Annotated in this window: 16 protein-coding genes; 10 read left to right on the forward strand and 6 right to left on the reverse strand. The window is 70.6% G+C overall.

Going from position 1 to position 18,416, the window contains the following annotated elements; translation table 11 throughout:
- The first annotated feature begins 15 nt into the window (after nucleotides 1-15).
- From IPN02_00070 to IPN02_00090, 5 genes are all read left to right on the forward strand, one after another.
- Entirely contained in the window at nucleotides 16-1,188 is a 1,173-nt protein-coding gene (locus IPN02_00070) for an iron-regulated protein (GenBank protein ID MBK9295282.1), read from the forward strand.
- Nucleotides 1,185-2,582, forward strand: coding sequence for a thiol oxidoreductase (locus tag IPN02_00075; GenBank protein MBK9295283.1), 1,398 nt, complete (start codon nucleotides 1,185-1,187; stop codon nucleotides 2,580-2,582). Before IPN02_00070 ends, IPN02_00075 begins: the two co-directional genes overlap by 4 nt.
- Entirely contained in the window at nucleotides 2,579-3,553 is a 975-nt protein-coding gene (locus tag IPN02_00080) for a hypothetical protein (protein ID MBK9295284.1), read from the forward strand. Before IPN02_00075 ends, IPN02_00080 begins: the two co-directional genes overlap by 4 nt.
- On the forward strand, nucleotides 3,528-4,895 hold the full coding sequence (locus IPN02_00085) for an HTTM domain-containing protein (protein MBK9295285.1): 1,368 nt from the start codon (nucleotides 3,528-3,530) through the stop codon (nucleotides 4,893-4,895). Before IPN02_00080 ends, IPN02_00085 begins: the two co-directional genes overlap by 26 nt.
- Before the next feature lie 81 nt (nucleotides 4,896-4,976).
- Nucleotides 4,977-5,768: an SDR family oxidoreductase gene (locus tag IPN02_00090; protein ID MBK9295286.1), complete on the forward strand. Its 792-nt coding sequence runs from the start codon at nucleotides 4,977-4,979 to the stop codon at nucleotides 5,766-5,768.
- A gap of 92 nt (nucleotides 5,769-5,860) precedes the next feature.
- On the opposite strand, the gene IPN02_00095 is transcribed toward IPN02_00090, so the two are convergent.
- Nucleotides 5,861-6,700 (reverse strand): alpha/beta hydrolase, encoded by an 840-nt coding sequence (locus IPN02_00095; protein ID MBK9295287.1) that lies wholly within the window; start codon nucleotides 6,698-6,700, stop codon nucleotides 5,861-5,863.
- Nucleotides 6,701-6,710: 10 nt separating this feature from the next.
- Nucleotides 6,711-7,316: an adenylate kinase gene (locus tag IPN02_00100; protein MBK9295288.1), complete on the reverse strand. Its 606-nt coding sequence runs from the start codon at nucleotides 7,314-7,316 to the stop codon at nucleotides 6,711-6,713.
- Between the two features lie 288 nt (nucleotides 7,317-7,604).
- Here IPN02_00100 and IPN02_00105 point away from each other — a divergent pair, with 288 nt between their 5' ends.
- The 4 genes from IPN02_00105 to IPN02_00120 all read left to right on the forward strand — a co-directional run bounded on the left by IPN02_00105 (nucleotide 7,605) and on the right by IPN02_00120 (nucleotide 12,516).
- Entirely contained in the window at nucleotides 7,605-8,288 is a 684-nt protein-coding gene (locus tag IPN02_00105) for a DNA alkylation repair protein (protein ID MBK9295289.1), read from the forward strand.
- A gap of 217 nt (nucleotides 8,289-8,505) precedes the next feature.
- Nucleotides 8,506-9,468, forward strand: a complete 963-nt coding sequence (locus tag IPN02_00110; protein MBK9295290.1) for a calcium/sodium antiporter — start codon at nucleotides 8,506-8,508, stop codon at nucleotides 9,466-9,468.
- A 196-nt stretch (nucleotides 9,469-9,664) separates the two neighbouring features.
- Nucleotides 9,665-10,789 (forward strand): 30S ribosomal protein S1, encoded by a 1,125-nt coding sequence (locus IPN02_00115; protein ID MBK9295291.1) that lies wholly within the window; start codon nucleotides 9,665-9,667, stop codon nucleotides 10,787-10,789.
- A gap of 62 nt (nucleotides 10,790-10,851) precedes the next feature.
- Nucleotides 10,852-12,516, forward strand: coding sequence for a DEAD/DEAH box helicase (locus tag IPN02_00120; protein ID MBK9295292.1), 1,665 nt, complete (start codon nucleotides 10,852-10,854; stop codon nucleotides 12,514-12,516).
- Here the strand turns inward: IPN02_00120 and IPN02_00125 are convergent.
- Entirely contained in the window at nucleotides 12,513-13,391 is an 879-nt protein-coding gene (locus IPN02_00125) for a hypothetical protein (GenBank protein ID MBK9295293.1), read from the reverse strand. The genes IPN02_00120 and IPN02_00125 overlap by 4 nt on opposite strands.
- Before the next feature lie 41 nt (nucleotides 13,392-13,432).
- On the reverse strand, nucleotides 13,433-14,407 hold the full coding sequence (locus IPN02_00130; protein MBK9295294.1) for a hypothetical protein: 975 nt from the start codon (nucleotides 14,405-14,407) through the stop codon (nucleotides 13,433-13,435).
- Between the two features lie 75 nt (nucleotides 14,408-14,482).
- Between IPN02_00130 and IPN02_00135 the strand changes: the two genes are divergently transcribed.
- Nucleotides 14,483-16,144, forward strand: a complete 1,662-nt coding sequence (locus IPN02_00135) for an MFS transporter (GenBank protein MBK9295295.1) — start codon at nucleotides 14,483-14,485, stop codon at nucleotides 16,142-16,144.
- Here the strand turns inward: IPN02_00135 and IPN02_00140 are convergent.
- Both IPN02_00140 and IPN02_00145 read right to left on the reverse strand, forming a co-directional pair.
- A complete protein-coding gene (locus tag IPN02_00140) occupies nucleotides 16,084-17,709 on the reverse strand; it encodes a hypothetical protein (GenBank protein MBK9295296.1) in 1,626 nt (541 codons plus the stop codon). The genes IPN02_00135 and IPN02_00140 overlap by 61 nt on opposite strands.
- A complete protein-coding gene (locus IPN02_00145) occupies nucleotides 17,706-18,404 on the reverse strand; it encodes a hypothetical protein (protein MBK9295297.1) in 699 nt (232 codons plus the stop codon). Before IPN02_00145 ends, IPN02_00140 begins: the two co-directional genes overlap by 4 nt.
- Nucleotides 18,405-18,416 lie beyond the last annotated feature (12 nt).

Below are 18,416 nucleotides of genomic sequence, written 5' to 3' on the forward strand. Positions count from 1 at the left end.
GTGAAATTTTCAGCCGTGCTTCCAGCCGCCCTCGCCGCCGTGCTCATCGTGTCCTCCTGCGGGGGCAGCGATGAGGCCTCGACCACCGACGAATCGTCGACGGTCGACTCCGCGGTGGGCTCCGAGGTCGTCGGGCACTACGCCGACGGCGTGTATGTCAGCTATGCGGCCAGCGTCGAGAGCGCCACCAAGATGGGCGACGACATCGAGGCATTCCTCGACGATCCGACCGAGGACACGCTCGCCACGGCCAGGAAGGCCTGGCTGACCGCCCGGCCCGACTACGGCGTGACCGAGGCGTTCCGCTTTTACGGCGGCCCGATCGACGCCGACGACACCGGGCCGGAGGGACGGCTGAACGCCTGGCCGATGGACGAGTCCTACGTCGACTACGTCGAGGGTGACCCCGAGGCTGGGATCATCAACGACCCGGACGAGTACCCGACGCTCGATGCCGACACGCTGGCATCGCTCAACGAGGCCGGCGGCGAAACCAACGTGTCCACGGGCTGGCACGCCATCGAGTTTCTGCTGTGGGGCCAGGACCTGTCCGAGGACGGGCCCGGCGAGCGCCCGGCGACCGACTACACCGACGCCCCCAACGCCGATCGGCGCAGCGAGTACCTGGCCTCGGCGACCCAGCTGCTGCTGACCGACCTGCAGGGTGTGACAGACGCATGGAACCCAGACGGTGACGACAACTTTCGGGTGAAGTTTCTCGCCCTGCCCACCGACGAGGCGCTGACCAACATCGTCACCGGCGTCGGCGAGCTGAGCCGGGGCGAGCTGGCCGGTGAGCGCATGTCGGTGGCCTACACCGAGCGCAGCGAAGAGGACGAGCACTCGTGCTTCTCGGACAACACGACCGAGGACATCGTCGCCAACGCCCAGGGTGTGGCCAACGTGGTGACCGGCGACTACCCGGGCGGAGTGTCCGGCCCTGGATTGGCCCAGCTCTTCGCCGAGAACGATGAGGCCGCCGCCGACGAGCTGGTCGAGGCGGTCGAAACCAGCGTTGCCGACGCCGAGGAGATCCCCGCACCGTTCGACCAGCACCTGCGCGACGGCGTGAGCGACGACGAGCCGGGGCGTCTCGCCGTCAAGACCACGATGGACGCCCTGAGCGCCCAGACCGACCTGGTCGTCGCCCAAGCCTCCGACCTGGGGCTGAGCGTCGAGGTTTCGTGACAGCGTTCGCCCGCCGTCTGTCCGCACTGCTGATGACCGTCGGATTGATCACGGCGGCGTGTGCAGGCGCGGGCGAAGAGCCGGCGGCGCTCGACCCCAACCTGGGTGGCGCCGCCACCCGAACGTCCGCCACCCGCAACGCGTTTGCGCTGCCGGTCGACGGGCTCGACCCGGACGGGCGGCTGAGCTTCGAGGTGGGCGACAGCTTCTTCACCAAGAACTGGGTGACCTCGCCGGCGTCGACCAAGGCGCGTGATGGTTTGGGCCCCACGTTCAACGCCCAGGCGTGTTCGAGCTGCCACAACCTCGACGGTCGGGGGGCACCGCCCGATGACGCAGGCGACACCTCAACCCTGGGGCTGCTGCTGCGGCTGTCGGTGCCTGGTGCCGGGGCCGACGGCGGCCCCGTGCCCGAGCCCACCTACGGCGACCAGCTGCAGGACCGGGCGATCCGGGGCGTCGAGCCCGAGGGCAAGATGGCGATCGACTGGGTCACCGAGTCCCACAGCTTCGACGACGGCACCGACTACGAGCTCCGCCGGCCCGACGTCTCGGTCGCCGACCTGTCGCAGGGTCCGCTGGCCGACGATGTGCAGATCTCCCCTCGGTTGGCGCCCCAGGTGATGGGGGCCGGACTGCTCGAGGCGATCCCGGAGGAGTCGCTGCGGTCGGCCGTCGACCCGGACGACACCGACGGCGACGGCATCTCCGGACGTCTCAACATCGTGCCCGACCCCCGCACCGGCAAACCGATCGTGGGCCGCTTCGGCTGGAAGGCCAACGTCGGCACCGTCGAGGGGCAGGTGGCCGCAGCGTTCCTCGGCGACATGGGCATCACCTCGCCGCTGCACCCCGACGAAAACTGCAACCCGGGCGACGCCGAGTGCCTGGCCGCCCCCGACGGCGGCAGCCCGGAGGTACCCGAGGAGGCCCTCGGCCGGGTCGTGTTCTACAACAAGACGCTGGCGGTGCCGGCCATGCGCAACCACGAGGACGACGACGTCCTCGCCGGGGCGGAGCGCTTCGACGACCTCGGCTGCGCCGGCTGCCACACCGTCAGCCAGACGACCGGACCGAGCGAGATCGCCCAGCTCAGCGAGCAGACGATCAGCCCACACACCGATCTGTTGCTGCACGACATGGGCCCCGGCCTGGCCGACGACCGCCCCGACTTTGTCGCCACCGGTTCCGAGTGGCGCACCCCGCCGCTGTGGGGGCTCGGGCTGGTGCCGGTGGTCAACGGCGAGCGCTTTATGCTGCATGACGGCAGGGCCCGAAGCTTCGACGAGGCCATCATGTGGCACGGCGGCGAGGGTCAGGATGCCGCCGATGCGTTCGCTGCGCTGGAGAAGAACGAACGGGCCGAACTGATCGCCTATTTGGAGGCCCTGTGAGCCGGAGGAAACCGTTGAAGCTGAGGACGCCGAGGTCGACGACCGCTCGCTCCGTCAAGCGAACTGCGATCGGCGCGCTGGCCGTCGTCGGCCTGCTGACCGGCTGCTCCGGTGGCACCGATCGGGGCGATGTGCTCGCCGACCTGGCGACACAGGGCGCCGAGACCCTCGAGGCGCTACCCGAGGTGGCGGCCGCTGCGACAGCGGCGGTCCAGACAGCCTGTGCGTCGGGCGAGAAGGCCGACTTCGACGCCGCTGCCGAGGATGTCGCCGCCGCCCAGACCCGCTGGCACGAGGCCGAGGCGTTCTGGTTGGGGCCGGCCACCGACCTGCGGTCCAACTCGATCGTCGACTGGCCCGCCAACGCCCAGGATGTCGACGACCTCGTCGCGGCCGAGGAGCCGGCGACGATCGACGTCAACTACCTGGCCGCCTACGTGGGCGCCGACACCCGCGGCTACGGGGCGGTCCTGACGTTGCTCGAGCAGGCGCCGCTCGACGAGCGCCAGTGCGACTACGCCAACGCCGCCACCGCCCTGGCCGAATCGGGGATCGATGCGGTGACCGCCGCTTGGACGGATCCCGACGACGGTGAGCCCTACCGCGACGAGCTGGCCGACCCCGCGGTGGGGATCGACGCGGTGGTCAACCACCTGTTGGCGCTGCTGGCGAACAAGGATGCGGCCAACTTGGAGGCCCGTAGCAACTCGGTCGAAGACCTGCTGTTCGGGCCGGAGGGGGACAGCGGCCTCAGCGCTCTGCTCGACGACGACCTCACCGCCCAGCTGCGCTCCGAGACCGACGAGTTGATTGCGGCGACCAAGGACGGCGAAGCGGCTGCCGACGATGAGCCCAGCGAGGCGGCGTTGGCCGCCATGAACGAGCTGCGAGCCACCGTCGCCACCCAGGTGGTCGCCGAACTCGGCGTCACGGTGACCTTCAGCGATGCCGACGGCGACAGCGCCGGCTAAGCGGGGGGCCGCTCCGGCCCCCGCACCACCCGCAGGCTCGGCGCCGCCGCTGTACGGCCGACCGGTCTCGTCGGCGTCGCTCGAGGCGCTGCGGATGGCGTTCGGGCTGCTCGTCGTTGCATCGACGGTCCGCTTTCTCGCGCGCGGCTGGGTGAGCTCCCTCTACCTGGCGCCCGAGCACCACCTCACCTACCCCGGCTTCGACTGGGTGGCGCCCCTTCCCGGTGTCGGGGCGTACCTGCATGTCGCCGTCGTCGCCATGGCCGGGCTTGCCATTGCGCTCGGCTGGCACACCCGGGCTGCGCTCGGTGTTTTTCTGGTCGGATTCGTGTGGATGGAGCTGATCGACGCCTCCCTCTACCTCAACCACTACTGGCTGATCACGCTGCTGGGCGCGCTGCTGTTCGTGTTGCCGGTCGGGCGGCGGTGGTCGCTCGACGTGCGCTGCGGTCGGCTCGCACCGGCCACCGTCGTCCCGGCCTGGATGGTGTGGGCGGCACGCGCCCAGATCGGCGTGGTCTACGTCGTCGCCGGCATCGCCAAGTTGAACGACGACTGGCTGGTGCGGGGCGAGCCGCTCGGCATGTGGCTGGCGGCCCGCAGCGACCGGCCGGTCGTCGGCCCGCTGTTCGAGCTTCCCACCACGGCCCTGGTCGCCTCCTGGGCCGGGCTGATCTTCGACCTGACCATCGTCGGCTGGCTGCTGTGGAGGCGGTCCCGTCCCTGGGCCTACGCAGCGGTCGTCCTCTTCCACCTCTCGACGGCCGCCCTGTTCCAGATCGGCCTGTTTCCCTGGGCGATGATGCTGCTCACCCCGGTGTTCTTCTCGCCCGCCTGGCCCGAGCGCACGCTGGCTTGGATTCGCTCGATCGGCCGGTTCGAGGCACCGGCTGATGTGCCCCCGACCACCGAGGTGTCACCACCGCGACGGAGGGTTCAGGTGGCGGTCGCCGCCCTGGCGATCGTCAACGTCGTCGTGCCCGCCCGGCACTACCTGTACGCGGGTGACGTCACCGAGAACGAGGCCGGCTACTACGGGTCGCTGCGGGTGATGCTGACCGAGAAGACCGGCACTGTGCGCTTCGTCGTCACCGATACGGCCACCGGAACGTCGGCGACGGTCGACCCCGACGACGTCTTCGAGCCGTGGCAGGTCGGCCAGCTCGCCTCGCGGGTCGACCTGCTCGTCACAGCGGCCCAGATCGTCGCCCAGGACCCAGCCGTCGACGGCCACCGGGTGGAGGTTCGTGCCGACGCCTGGATCTCGATCAACGGCCACCCGCGGCAGCGCACCATCGACCGCGCTCTCGACCTGACCACCGTCAACCGTCTCCCGAGGTGATCTGGGGCGGGCGACGGTCGGGCGTTCGAGCGCGCAGGCCCGGTCCAGGGGCCGGAGGCCAGGGGCCGAGGGGAGCCAGCGATGATTCTCGACAGATTTCGCATTGACGAGCAGGTCGCGGTGGTCACCGGCGCCGGTCGGGGGATCGGCGCTGCGATCGCTGTGGCCCTGGCCGAGGCGGGCGCCGACGTGGTGATCTCGGCCCGCACCGAGGACCAGCTGCGGGCCGTCGCCGGCCGGATCGAGGAGGCGGGTCGACGGGCCCACATCGTCACCGCCGACCTGAGCGACCTCGACGCTGTCGCCGGCCTGGCCGGTGCCGCCAAGGAGGCGTTCGGCCGCCTGAACATCGTGGTCAACAACGTCGGTGGGTCCATGCCGCGCGCGTTCCTGGACACGACCCCCAATGCGATGACCCGCGCCTTCGAGTGGAACGTGTCGACGGCGCATGCGCTCACCCGGGCGGCGGTGCCGGTGATGCTGGAGAACGACGGCACCGGCGCGGTGGTCAACATCTCGTCGCTGAGCGGCCGGACCGGAAGCAGGGGTTTCATCGCCTACGGCACGGCCAAGGGGGCGCTCACCCACTGGACCCGCATGGCGGCCGCCGACCTGTCGCCCCGAGTGCGGGTCAACGCCATCGCCGTCGGAACGATCGCCACCTCGGCCCTCGAGATGGTGACCGAGGACGAGGGGATGCGAACCGCGATCGAGGGGAACACACCGCTCGGACGCATCGGTGAGCCGGAGGAGATCGCCTCGGCGGCGCTGTTCCTCGCCTCGCCCGCCGGCGGCTACATCACCGGCAAGATCCTCGAGGTCGACGGCGGTGCCGAGAAGGGGCAGCTCGACATGGGCATGCCCGACCTGTAGCCGCTGCGTGGATCGAGGAAACCCTTCAAGGCAGAGCCCCGCCGAACCGAGCAGCTCATCACCGGGACGTGGGACCGTGTTTCGGGCCCGAGCTAGCGGCGGGCGTCGATCCAGTCGATGATCGTAGTGAGCACGTCGTCTGCCTCGGGCTCGTTGTGCAGTTCGTGGTAGCAGCCGGGCCAGATGCTGACCGTCCGGTCGCTGGAACCGACCGCAGATGAGAACCGCACCGACCCGGCGGGGTCGGCCAGCGTGTCGTCGCTGCCGTGCATGATCAGGACGGGCACGGTGATCCGGCCGGCCTGCTCCATGGCGGCCTTCATGGCCACCGACAGCTCTCTGGCGGTTCCGGTGGTGACCTTGCCGCGGTAGTTCAGCGGGTCGGCGTCGTAGTCGGCCCGTACCGCAGGAACCCGCGAGATGGCGTCGCCGTCCAGCTCGATCGTTGGCAGGTTGGGAGCGATCCTGCCCAGTGCGTTGGCGATCGCCAAGACGGGCTTGGGCACGCTTGCCGCCGTCTGCAGGGCGGGCCCGGTGATGATCAGACCAGCGAAGCGTTCGTCGCCGCGCTCGGCCAGGCGCACGGTGGCCAGGCCGCCCATCGAGTGGCCGTAGACGAACAACGGCACGCCGTCGGACGTCCCCGAGCTCAGGTCGGTCACGACCGACGCCAGGTCGTCGACCAACAAGTCGAAGTTGTCGACCGTCCCCCGCTCGACGCCCGTGGTGCGCCCGTGGCCGCGGTGGTCCAGCGACGTGACGGCGAAACCGGCATCGCACAGCCGCTGGGCGACGTGCTCGTAGCGGCCGGAGTGTTCGCCGTACCCGTGCACCAGCAAAATCTCGGCTCTGGGGGTGGCATCGGGCGTCCAGCGGATGGTGTGCAGCGTGACGCCGCCGGTTCCGGGTTTCGTGGAGGTTTCGGTGTTCACGCTCCGCAGCCTACGAGGCGGTCCGTCCCCTCCCGGGCCGCGCAATGCGTCCGGGCAGCGCCGTCGAGGCTCGGCGGTTGGTCGATGCGGTTGTGTCCAGGAAGCGGGCGACCCCGCGCACGGTACGAAGGCGGACGAACCGGAGATGATCCCAGGCCGGGTCGTTCGTGGCCGCGTCGTACCGCTCCCGATAGGGGGTGTAACGGGTCCACCCCCAACGCAAAATCGATCGATGGGGGTCCCACGACATCAGGTTGGGGACGCGCTCCCGGTTGCCGTTCCAGAGCTCCTCCCGGGTGAGCACACGCCGAAGTGTGCGGCGAAGAAGCCGCGTCATCACGACGCGCCGGGGGAGGTCCAGCCACACGACGGTGTCGGCGGTCGGCCACACCACCTGGTCGCGAACGCGGGAGTAGTTCCCGTCGATCACCCACCCGTCGCCGTTGGCCACGTCTGCGGTCCGACGCTCGAACTCATCGCCCGGCAACTCCGTCCAGTTGGCCTGGTGAAAGATGGAGTCCAACTCGAGCCGGGGGACGTCCAGCCGGTCGGCGAGCTGTCGGGCGAAGGCCGTCTTGCCAGCACCTGGGCAACCGACGACCGAGATTCGACGCATGGCATCCTTGCGGGTCCTCGCCGCTTCGCTAGGGCTGGGGGCGACCCAGGTCACCGGCGCCGGACTGTCGTGGTCGGGTCGAGCCCACCGCCGCATCGACCACGTGATCTGACGCTTCATCCCACCGGCAACCCGGCGCCGGATGGGCACCAGCTTGGTTTTGGCTTCAGCAGCAGTGACCGTGTCGATGAGGCGACTTTGGTCAAAATGGCCAAATCGGTCAAGTGGCGGGGCGCTCACACAGCGTCGGCATGGGCCACAGGACCGCTGCGTGCGACGATCATCGTGATGGAGTCGACGTCTGAGTTGGACATGGCGGCGCTGCGGCGCCGGTTGGAGGCAGCCTCAGCGCCCGAGCGGGCAGAGGCGATGTCGGCCTACCTGCGCAACCAGTTTCCGTTTTTGGGAATCGGGGCCAAGGACCGCCGGGCGGCCACCCGACCGACCCTGGTCGCCGCCAAAGCCGCCTCACCCGACGAGCTGTTGGCATTCGCTGTCGAGTGCTGGGAGCAGTCCGAACGGGAGTTCGCCTACGTGGCCTGCGACGTGCTGCGATCGCAGGCGTCGCGCCTTGAACCCCGACACCTCGATGGAGTTCGATCGCTTCTCACCTCCAGGTCGTGGTGGGACACGGTCGATCCGTTGGCCACCCGCACGGTGGGCACGATGGTGCGGACCCATCCTGAGCTGGCCGGGACGATGGACCGCTGGGTGCACAGCGACGATTTCTGGCTGGCCCGCACCGCCATCCTGCATCAGTTGTTGTTCGGGGAGGCGACCGATGCGCAGCGGCTGCTCTCCTACTGCGAGGCCCGCGCCGGCGACGACGAGTTCTTCATTCGCAAGGCGATCGGATGGGCGCTTCGCCAGTACGCACGCGTGGACCCGGCGGCGGTTCGGACGTTTGTTGTGGCCCACGATGGTGAGCTGTCCGGGCTGACCAAACGCGAGGCCCTCAAGCACCTCAACTGAGCCCAGCGGCCAGGCACCCCAGCAACAAACTCCGTAGTCGGGAGCCCAAAGCGCGGTCTGGCGGTCGTTTGCGCTCCCGAGTTGGGAGTGACCTCCGTAGTGGGGAGCCCAAAGCGCTGTCTGGCGGTCGTTTGGGCTCCCGAGTTGGGCGTGACGGCTACCGGTTGGTGCGTGACGGTCGGGCGCGTGGCCCAGGGCGGCTGCTGGAAATGCCAAGATGGCCGCCTTGATCTGGTCCCTCCTCCTGATCGCGGTCGGCGTCGCCGCGCTGGCCTACAGCAGCGACTGGTTCGTCGACGGCGCCGCCGTGCTGGCCGACCGGTTGTCGGTCCCGCCGGTGGTGATCGGCACCCTGGTGATCGGGCTGGGCACGTCGCTGCCCGAGGTGTTCGTTTCCACGCTGGCGGCGGTCGACGGCGACCTCAACCTGGGCATCGGCAACATCGTCGGCTCCAACACCGCCAACCTCACCGTGGTGTTGGGCGTCGCAGCGATGATCGGCGTGGTGCGCGTCGACTCCGAGATCGTGCGCCGAGAGGCCTTGCTGATGCTGGGCTCCTGCGTGCTGGTCGCCTTGCTGGCGTGGCGGAAGCTGACCCTCGTCGGCGGATTGATCCTGTTGGTCGGCCTGGCGGGATACCTGGCGCTCACGGCGGTGCAGGCGCGCCGCAGTCGCAACGACCGGCTGACCGCCGACGTCGAGGAGTACACCGAGAAGGAACGCCGGTACCCGATCTGGATGGAGGTGGGCCGCACGCTGATCGGGCTCGTCGGCACGGTTGCCGCCGCCCGGGCGCTGGTGGTCGGAGCGGTGGACCTGGCCGACCGGTTTGGCCTGTCGAGCGGGTTCGTCGGCCTGAGCATCGTGGCCCTCGGGACCTCGCTGCCAGAGCTGGCCGCCGCAATCCAGGCCGTGCGGCGCAGGGAGGACGAGCTGCTTCTCGGCAATCTGGTGGGCTCCAACCTGCTGAACAGCCTGCTGGTCGGCGGCCTGGTCGGGGTGATTGGCCAGGGCGTGGAGGTGACGAGTGCGGTGGTGCACCGGGGGATGGTGGTGATGCTGCTGAGCGTCGCGGTGGTGACCGTCCTGATGGTGACGCGCGCTCGGATCGGGCGGGCCGCTGGGGTGGCGCTGGCCTCCGCCTATGTCGTGTCCGTTGCAGTCCTGGCCCAGGGCTGATCGTCGACTCGATCGGCCACAATCCGGCGGTGATCCTTCGGTGCCACTGATGCCTGCCGGGTAACCCCGAGGGCGGTTGGCCGCTGCGAGGGGGCACACTGGGGTTCCACCTTCTGACACCTGCGAGGTATCGGTGTCCAGCCCCACCCCAAGCCAACCGCCCCCCCGTCCCCGGGACCGCCCCCACGGTCGATCCTTGCCGCACCGGCAGGCGACCGCTGGCCGCACCGCCACGGCACGGCGCCCCGGTCGCGCCCCTGACACGTCCGTTCCACCGAGCGTCGAACCATCCGTTCGCCCGCCCGCCGACCCGGGCGCCCCACCAGCGGTTCACGTCGGACGGATCATCACCGCCACCGTCGACGACCTGACCGACCGGGAGATCGTCCTCAAGATGGTCGACGGACGTCCCGGCGTGGTCATGCGCCGCGATGTCGAGGACGCCGACGGCAAGGTGCCAGCGGTCGGCGACTCGATCGACGTCGCCCTGCTGGCCCGGGAAGACCCGCAGGGCAGGGTGGCCACCTCCCGCGGCTGGGCGGTGAAGCAGCGCGCCTGGCAACGGATCGACGCCGCCCGGTCCTCCGGCGCGGCCCTGCTCGTGACCGTCCTCAAGCAGGTGAAGGGCGGCCTGCTGGTCGACTTGGGCCTGCGGGCCTTTCTGCCCGCCTCTCAGGCATTCGAGGATCGCGGCGGAGAACTGTCCGAGCTGGTCGGCACCGAGGTGGAGGTGCGGGTGACCGAGGTCGACCGCGATCGCGACCGGGTGGTCGTGTCCCGCCGGGACGTGCTGCGCTCCCAGCGGCGGGCCGAGGAGCGCTCCGTCTTCGAACGTCTCGAGGTAGGGGCGACGGTCACCGGGCGGGTCGTGGCGATGACCGATTACGGCGCGCTGGTCGACCTGGCCGGCGCCCGAGGCCTGCTGCACCGCACCGAGATGTCCTGGAGCCGGGTGGCCAGCATGGAGGACCACGCCAAGCCGGGCCAAGAACTCGAGCTGGTCGTCATCGAGCTCAACCGTGCCAAGCGGCGCATCGGGTTGTCGTTGCGCCGGCTGGCCGACGACCCCCTTCCAACGCTGGAGGAGGGGACGGTCAGCGACGCCACGATCAGCCGGCTGGTCGATTACGGGGCGTTTGCCGAGCTGCCGTCGGGCCTGGAGGGGCTCGTGCACCTCAGCGAGATGGCCGAGGGGCGTGGGTTTCGGCCCGAGGAGCTGGTCGCCCCGGGGGAGCGGGTGCGGGTCATGGTGGTGGGGATCGACCGCAAGCGTCGCCGGCTGGACCTGTCGATGACCCGGGCGGCGATGGCCGCCCCGTAGAATCGTCGGTCCCGATCACCCCGAACTCCCCCCCCGATCCTCTAGCCCAACCGGTCACGATGATGGCGACACGCATACGGCTGCGGCCTTGGCAGCACCAGGCGCTTGAGAAGTTCAACGCGTCCGAACGCGACGACTTCCTGGCCGTCGCCACGCCCGGCGCCGGCAAGACGACGTTCGCGCTGACCGCCGCCAGCCAGTACCTGGCCGGCACCCGGGGTCGTCGGCTGGTCGTCGTGGCGCCCACCCAACATCTGAAGACCCAATGGTCCGATGCAGCGGCCCGCTTCGGGCTGCACCTCGACCCCGCCTGGTCCGCCCGGGAAGGCACCCTGCCGGGCGACGTGCACGGCATCGTCACCACCTATCAGCAGGTGGCCACCAGCTCGGTTGAGCTGTCCCGGCTGGCCGCCGGGGCATTCGTCATCTTCGACGAGGTGCACCACGCCGGCGATGATCGGGCCTGGGGCACGGCGATCATGGCTGCGTTTGCCAACGCCGGACGTCGGCTGTCGTTGTCGGGCACGCCGTTCCGCTCCGACGTCACCCCGATCCCGTTCGTCACCTACCACCTCGACGAGGCCCAACCCGACTTCGAGTATGGCTACGGCGACGCCCTGGCCGACCGCGGCGTGGTGCGGCCGCTGTTCTTCCCGCGCATCGGTGGGTTTATGGAGTGGGTCGCCCCCGACGGCGCCCAGGTGGCTGCCACCTTTGAGGACGACCTGACCCGCGACCTGGCCAACCAGCGGCTGCGCACCGCCCTGTCGTTGGAGGGCGAGTGGATGTCGACCGTGTTGGCGCAGGCCAACGAGCGGCTCCAGACGTTGCGCCAGGTGCATCCCGAGGCGGGCGGGTTGGTGATCGCGATGGACCAGGCGCACGCCACCGGCATCGCCGAACTGCTGCGTAAGCTGGGCACCCGGGCGGTTGTCGCGGTGTCGGACGACCCCGGTGCCTCGGACCGCATCGCCCGGTTCTCCGAGAGCAGCGAGCCGTGGATCGTGGCGGTGCGGATGGTGTCCGAGGGCGTCGACATCCCCCGGCTGCGGATCGGGGTCTACGCCACCAATACGTCGACCGAGCTCTTCTTCAGGCAGGCGATGGGTCGCCTGGTGCGCTGGACGCGCGGCGTGCCCCGCCAGCGGGCCTGGTGCTTCCTGCCCGACGACCCTCGCCTGCGCTCCCACGCCGACTCGCTTGCCACACAGCGCCGCCACAGCCTGGCGAAGCGGCGCCGGGACGATGACGACGAGCGCGGCGACGAGCCGGCCTTTGATTCGCCCGACGGCGCAGACGAGGCCGATCAGATGTCGCTGTTCGCCGTGATCGGTGCGGTGGCCCAGCACGAACCGGCCGAGTCGGAGGGCGTGTTCGCCGACGACGGCGACGACGATGATGACGGCCTCGACGACGACCGTGGGGTCGACCTGGAGCTGGTGGCGCCGCCGACGCCGGACGGGCGGGTTCGGGCGCAGCCGGTACCCGGCGAAGCCCAGGGGGCGGACGCGAAGCCTCAGCTGACCGCCCGCCAGCGGCGCAGCGAGCTGCGCGACCGCAACGCCTCCCTGGCGCGCGACCTTGCCAGGCGCGCCAACATGACCCACGCCCAGGTCAACCGGGAGCTCAACCGCTTGTCGGGGGTGACCCGCATTTCCGAGGCGACCGAGGCCCAGTTGCAGCGCCGTCTGGACGAGGCCAACCGCTGGAGCCGTCGGGTGCGTTAAACGGGAAGGTCGAGCGCGGCTTGGGGGCATACCGCCCGCCGGGCGCAGTAGCCGCAGTGGCGGCCCGGGGTGAGGTTGATGGCGTCGCCGAGCGACCGGCCGACGGCGACTGTTGCGGCCGTGATGATTGCGGCCACGCCGCCGTCGAGCAGCGCAGGGGTGACGCGGTGGGTGCGGCGTCGGCCCTGACGCAGGTCGCAGACGATCACCCGGGTGGGCTCCACCCCAAACCGGGTTGCATGCAGCACGGCCAGCCAGCCGGCCTCGGCGCGTTCGACGGCGACGTCGAGCGGGCCGTCGAGCAGGCGGATCAGCCCCAGGTCGGTGGCCCGGCGGTGATCCGCGGTTGCCCCCTCCAACCGAGCGGACACGAGCAGCGGGGTGTGGGGCACCTTCCACTCGAAGCGGCCGGGGGGCGACTCCCAGGCCAGGCCGGCGACCTGGCCCACCCCGACGGTGGCGACGGCTGCGGCCAGCCAGGTGGCCGCCTCCGCGCGCACGGCGCTGAGGCCGCCCGGGGGGAGCTCTGCCAGCCACTCGCCCAGGCTGCGCCCGGCCTGGGCGGCCTCGGCGCGGTCGAGGGCCCGGTTGGGCCGGTAGCCGACGGCTGGCAGCTCGGCCAGGGCTTCGAGCCCCAACGTCCGACGGGCGAAGCGGGCACTCCAGGCGAACGGCTCGGACTCGAAACCGGGGCAGCGGCGATGGTTGGCCAGCCCGAAGGTATCCACATCCACCCGTGGAGGGGCGCCGTCGCCCAGCCGGGCGGCGATGGGGGAGAGGGCATCGACCAGCCGGGTGCGCCAACTCCAGTCGACCGCCGCCGGGACCGGGCGGGTAGCGCCGCGATCATCGGCGGCCTCGGAGGCTGGGCTCATCGGCTCTGGGCTCGTCGGCTCTGGGGCAGTCGGCTCTGGGCTCATCGCATGTCGCCCTTCCGCTGGGCCGACGGGTTGGCCGAGGGACAGATCGCCGCGTCGGGGCACCAGCCGCAGTGGGCGCCGGGCGTCTCCTCCGGCGTCTCGCCCCGGGCGAGCGAGCCGAGGACGTCGAGGGCGTGGGCCACCCGGCGGGCAGCGCTCTCGAGCACCTCGATCGTCACCGGCGGCAACTCAACCCAGCCGGTCCCCGGGCTCCAGTGCAACACCGCTGCGGGGGCCAGGCCGTCGCGCAGCCCAATGCCCAGGGCATAGAGGTTGAGGTCGAAGCTGTGATCGTGGGCGAGGGCGGTCGCCTTCACCTCGATCAGCGCAGGGGGCAGGCGGGCGGCCGGGCCGCCCAGCTCGACGTCGGGCCGCATGGTGATGACGACGTCGCCGTCGGCCAGCGCCACCGCTGCGGTGCTCTGGCTGCGGGGCCACCACCGTGCGCCGCCGCCCTCGCCGTCGGCGTCCCACTGGAGGTCCATCCAGTCGGCGCGCAGCCGGGCGGCCAGCTCGACGCAGTCCTCGTCGAAGCCCGTCCGCTCCGAGTCGTCCAGGTCGGCAACCGCTTCCAGTTCGTTGTGTTCACTTCGCGCCTCCCAGGCATCGAGGACGATCTGCGCGGCGGGCTCGTTGAGTGCGCCGCCGGCGAGCACGTGGGCGACCAGCACATCGGCCGCCACCCCGCGACGTCGCGTGCGCTGCGCGTCGGGGGAGCCGGCCTCGAAACCGATGCTGCGCCTGGCGGCGGCGAAGCGGGCGCAGCGGATCGCATCGGCGATCGCCGACTTGGGGGCGCGCAGCGGCAGCGAACCGGCGGGCACCCCGGCGACGGCGGTGCGGGCCGCCCCCTCGAGCAGGTGACGCAGCTCGTCGAGCGGGGCGCCCCTCACCGGCGGGGGCGGATGCGTCGCCAGCTCTTCGAGGATGGCGACGAGCGGGCGCAACGTCGTCTGCGGGCTGGCTGCCATGGCACTCACCGTAACGGGGCAGGGCCGGGCCGGAGCGGGTGGACGATCCGCACGCGGCGGTAGGGTCCGGCGCTCATGTCTGCCCCACCCCCCGAGCAGTACCGTTCCCGTCGCGCCCACCGGGCCGCCCGCCGCGTCGAGACCGACGCCGAGTTCGACCCGATGGTGGGGCACCCCCATCGTCGCCGGGTGCTGTGGGTGGCCAACCAGTCGCTGGTGCTGGTCGTCGTAGCGGTGAGCAGCCTCAACGTGGCCATCCCCAGCCTGATCCGCGACCTCAACCCGTCGCCGTCGGCGCTGCTGTGGATCGTCGACATCTATCCGCTGGTGTTCGCCGGTTTCCTGCTGCCGGCCGGCGCGCTCGGCGACCGCTTCGGGCGTCGGCGGGCGTTGTTGTTCGGGCTGGTCGTCTTTGGGGCGGCCACCCTGGCCGCGTCCCTCGCCGCCACTCCGGCGCCGCTGATCGTCTGCCGCGGCATCATGGGCTTCGGTGCCGCCTTCGTCATGCCATCCACCCTCTCGGTGATCACCTCGGTGTTCCCGCCGCGCGAGCGGGCCAAGGCGATCGCCTCCTGGGCCGGGTTTGCCGGCGCCGGCGGTGCGTTGGGCCCGCTGCTGTCCGGGGTGGTGTTGCAGGCCTACTCCTGGCACGCGGTGTTCCTGATCAGCTTTCCGATCGTTGCGGTTGCGGTGGTTGCGGTGGTGCTGGTCGTGCCCGAGAGTCGGGACCCGCACGGCACCCCGCTGGATCCGGGCGGCGCCGTTCTGTCGATGCTGACGTTGGGCCTGTTGCTGTTCGGCATCATCGAGGGCCCGGAACACGGCTGGGCCAGCCCGCTGGTGGTTGGCACCCTGGTCGGCGCCGTGGTGGCCGGAACCCTGTTCGTGCGCTACGAGCTGCGTGTGGAGCACCCGATGTTGGACCCCAGGTTTTTCCGGATCCGGGCGTTCTCGGTATCGGCGCTGACGATCACGGCGGGCTTCTTCGCCATGTTTGGCATGTTCTTCATCCTGTCGCAGTACTTCCAGTTCGTGCTCGGCTACTCGCCCCTGCTGGCGGGCATCGCCCAGCTGCCGTCCGCGATCGTCATGGTCGTTCTGTCGCCGAGAAGCCCGGCAGCGGTGGCTCGGATCGGGGTGCGCAAGACCGTGTTTGTCGGCATGGTGTCGATGGTGGCGGGTCTGTTGGTGTTCGCCCAGGTCGGCCCGTCGACCCCCTACATGGTGGCGATGGTGGCCCTGGTGTTGACGGCGACCGGCATGGCGCTGACGATGCCGTCGACCACCGCCGGGCTGGTCGGCTCGCTGCCCGCCGGCAAGGCCGGAGTCGGGTCGGCGGTCAACGACACCACCCGCGAGGTGGGTGGGGCGCTGGGCATTGCCGTGATGGGCTCGGTGCTGACGTCGGTGTACCGGGAGTCGCTGAGCCTGCCCGCCCAGCTGCCCGCCGCAGCTGCCGACGCCGCCCGTCGCTCGATCGGGGCGGCGCTCGAGGTGGCCGGACGTGCCCCCGGTGCGCTTGGCGATCCGCTGGCGCAGGGCGCCCGCGCCTCGTTTGCCCAGGGGGCATCGACCGCGTTCTACGTCGCGGCGGCCGTGATGGGTCTGGTCGCCGTGTTCATCTGGTTCCGGGCCACCGACGACACCGCCGCTGCGGCCGGGTTCCACGACCGGGCTCAGCAGGTGGCGGTGCCCCCGGGCGCGTCGAAGGACGTCACGGGCGCACCGTTGACGTAGACGTCATAGCGGAACGCAACCGGGGTGCAACGCGGTTGGAGCGACGCACTGCCCGAGAGCGTGCCGGAGCCACCGACGGTGGAGAACCGGGCCAATTCGGCGCGTTGGACAAACGCCGCCCCAGGTGCCGGTTGCTCAAACACGTACAACGACACTGCGCTGTCGGGGGGCAGCTCGGCATAGCCGAGCTCGATCGACAGCGTGGCCCGGTCGTTCCCATCCGGCGCGCCCTGCCCGGGCGCGTCCTGGTCGAAATTGGACGACTCCAGCGTGAAGGAGCCGCCCTCGGGTGCTGGTTCGGCGAGGTCGCCGAACACCAGCCGCGCCTCGCCGGCGGCCAGGAGCGCTCGAACTTCGTCGGTCCCGTCGGAGTGTTGGGGTACGGCCAGGTCGACCTGTTCGAGCAGCGTGAACAGGTCGGCGGCCAGCTGTCGGGCCTCGGCTGAGTCCTCGGCCGGCCCGAGCAGCTTCACCCCGGCGGCGAGCTGGTCGACGGCCTCGTCGGTGTTGCCCCTCGCCAGTTCGGCGGCGGCCAGGCTGAGGTACGCCTCCGGCGCCCGGTCATTGACCTCAAGCGCCTGGCGCATCCGTCGAGCGGACCAATCGAAGTCGTCGTCGTAGAACCTGTAGAGGCCGGACAGGAACAAGCTGGTGAAGTCCTGCTCGTTGCTCAGCGACACCGCTGTCTCGGCGTCGGCTTGGGCCTGGTCGGCCTCCGGGGTGTTGGCGTCGATGACCGCCAGCGTCTCGAGGAAGTCGGGGTTCGTGATGAGGAACGAGGCGACCGAGCGGCCGTTGTAAGCGGCGACGAAGTCGGGGTCGGCAGCGATGGCCCGGTCGAACGCCGCAGTGGCCTTGTCGTGCTCGCCGAATGCAGCGTGGGTGGCCCCAACGGCCGCGGCGTCGATCGCCGCCGTCGGCGTGCTCGGAATGTCTTTTGCGTGGATCCACAGCGCCCACCCGGCCACGTAGACGGCCAGAATCAGGCCGGGCACCAGCACCGGCGGCCGTGTGCGCCGGTTCAGCACCAGCGTGAAGCCGACGAGAAACAGGGCCACCCCGAGGGTGGTGAGCACGGTCTCGTACTGGGACGTGCGGTTGTTGTAGCCCACGCGGGTCTCGGCCAGCGCCTTGCGCCGCAGCCGGTCCCGCTCGGCTCGCAGGGTCAACCGGCGCCGCAGCTCATCCCGCCGGCCGGCGTCGAGCCCGGCAGCGGCGTCGCCGGAGGCCAGGTCCCGATCGACCTCGCCCACGTCGGACGGTAAGCCGACCGGGTCGAAGCCGGCGTCTCCTTCGAGGGCGTCCGCCTCGGCGTCGAGGTCGGTCTCAAGGCCGTCGAGCGACCCCTTGGAGATGTTGGCGCTCATCGACTCCGCCGCTGCCCGGGTGGTCTCTCGGGCGTAGTAGGACTCCCTGTTGCCCGAGTCGACCCGCAGGACCCCGATCCAGGCGCCCAGCAGGCCCAGCACCGCCAACACCACCGCCACGCGACGTTTGTAGGGGTCCGACTCCGACAGTTCATCGCGCTCGTCGGGGGTGCGGTCGTCAAGCTTGCGGTCGTTCACGACATGAACCCGGTCGCCAGCCCACCGATCCAGGCGGTGGCGAGAAAGATGCTGCCCAGGGCCAACCCCGACAGCCGGAGCCGTCTGCTGACCGTGACCTCAGCCGCAGTCAGCACGACCACGGCGCTCAACAACAACCCCACCCAGTAGGTCAGGTTGCGGATGCGCCGTCGGATGGCCGAGGACTCGTCCGCCCAACGCTGGGGCTGAAGGTCGCTCGCCGAACCCAACCCGGTGCTTTCGAGTACCCGCAACTCGTCGATTCGCTCCTCGAGGTCGAAGGCCTGGGGTTGGGCCGTGGCGGCCTCGGAGCGTTCACCGAGGGTGCTGGGTCCGAAGACTCCGGCGTCGGTGGCTCGCTGAGTCGCGGCGGCCCGGCGAGCGGCTGCCTGGCGTTCGGCCAGATCGGCGAGCTCACCTTGCCCGGTGCTGCGGAGCGCTTCGGCGTCGGAGTCGAGCCCACCAGCGACTGCATAGTCGGCCAGGTACCGGTCGTATTGGCGGGCCTGGCGTGCCGCCTCGATGTTGACGTCGACCTCGGCGGTCTCCACATCGATCTGTTCGCCCACCGATTGCCGGTCGTTGTAGGCGGCGGTCGAGCCGATCTGTCCGCCGCGCCAGGTGAACAGCCCCGCGGTGACCGTGCTGATTCCGATCATCAACGCGATGAGGCGCTTGAGGTTCGTCGTCGACACCCTGGCGAGCGT

Origin of the sequence: Candidatus Microthrix subdominans (genome assembly GCA_016719385.1) — a bacterium.
GTDB classification, from domain to species: domain Bacteria; phylum Actinomycetota; class Acidimicrobiia; order Acidimicrobiales; family Microtrichaceae; genus Microthrix; species Microthrix subdominans.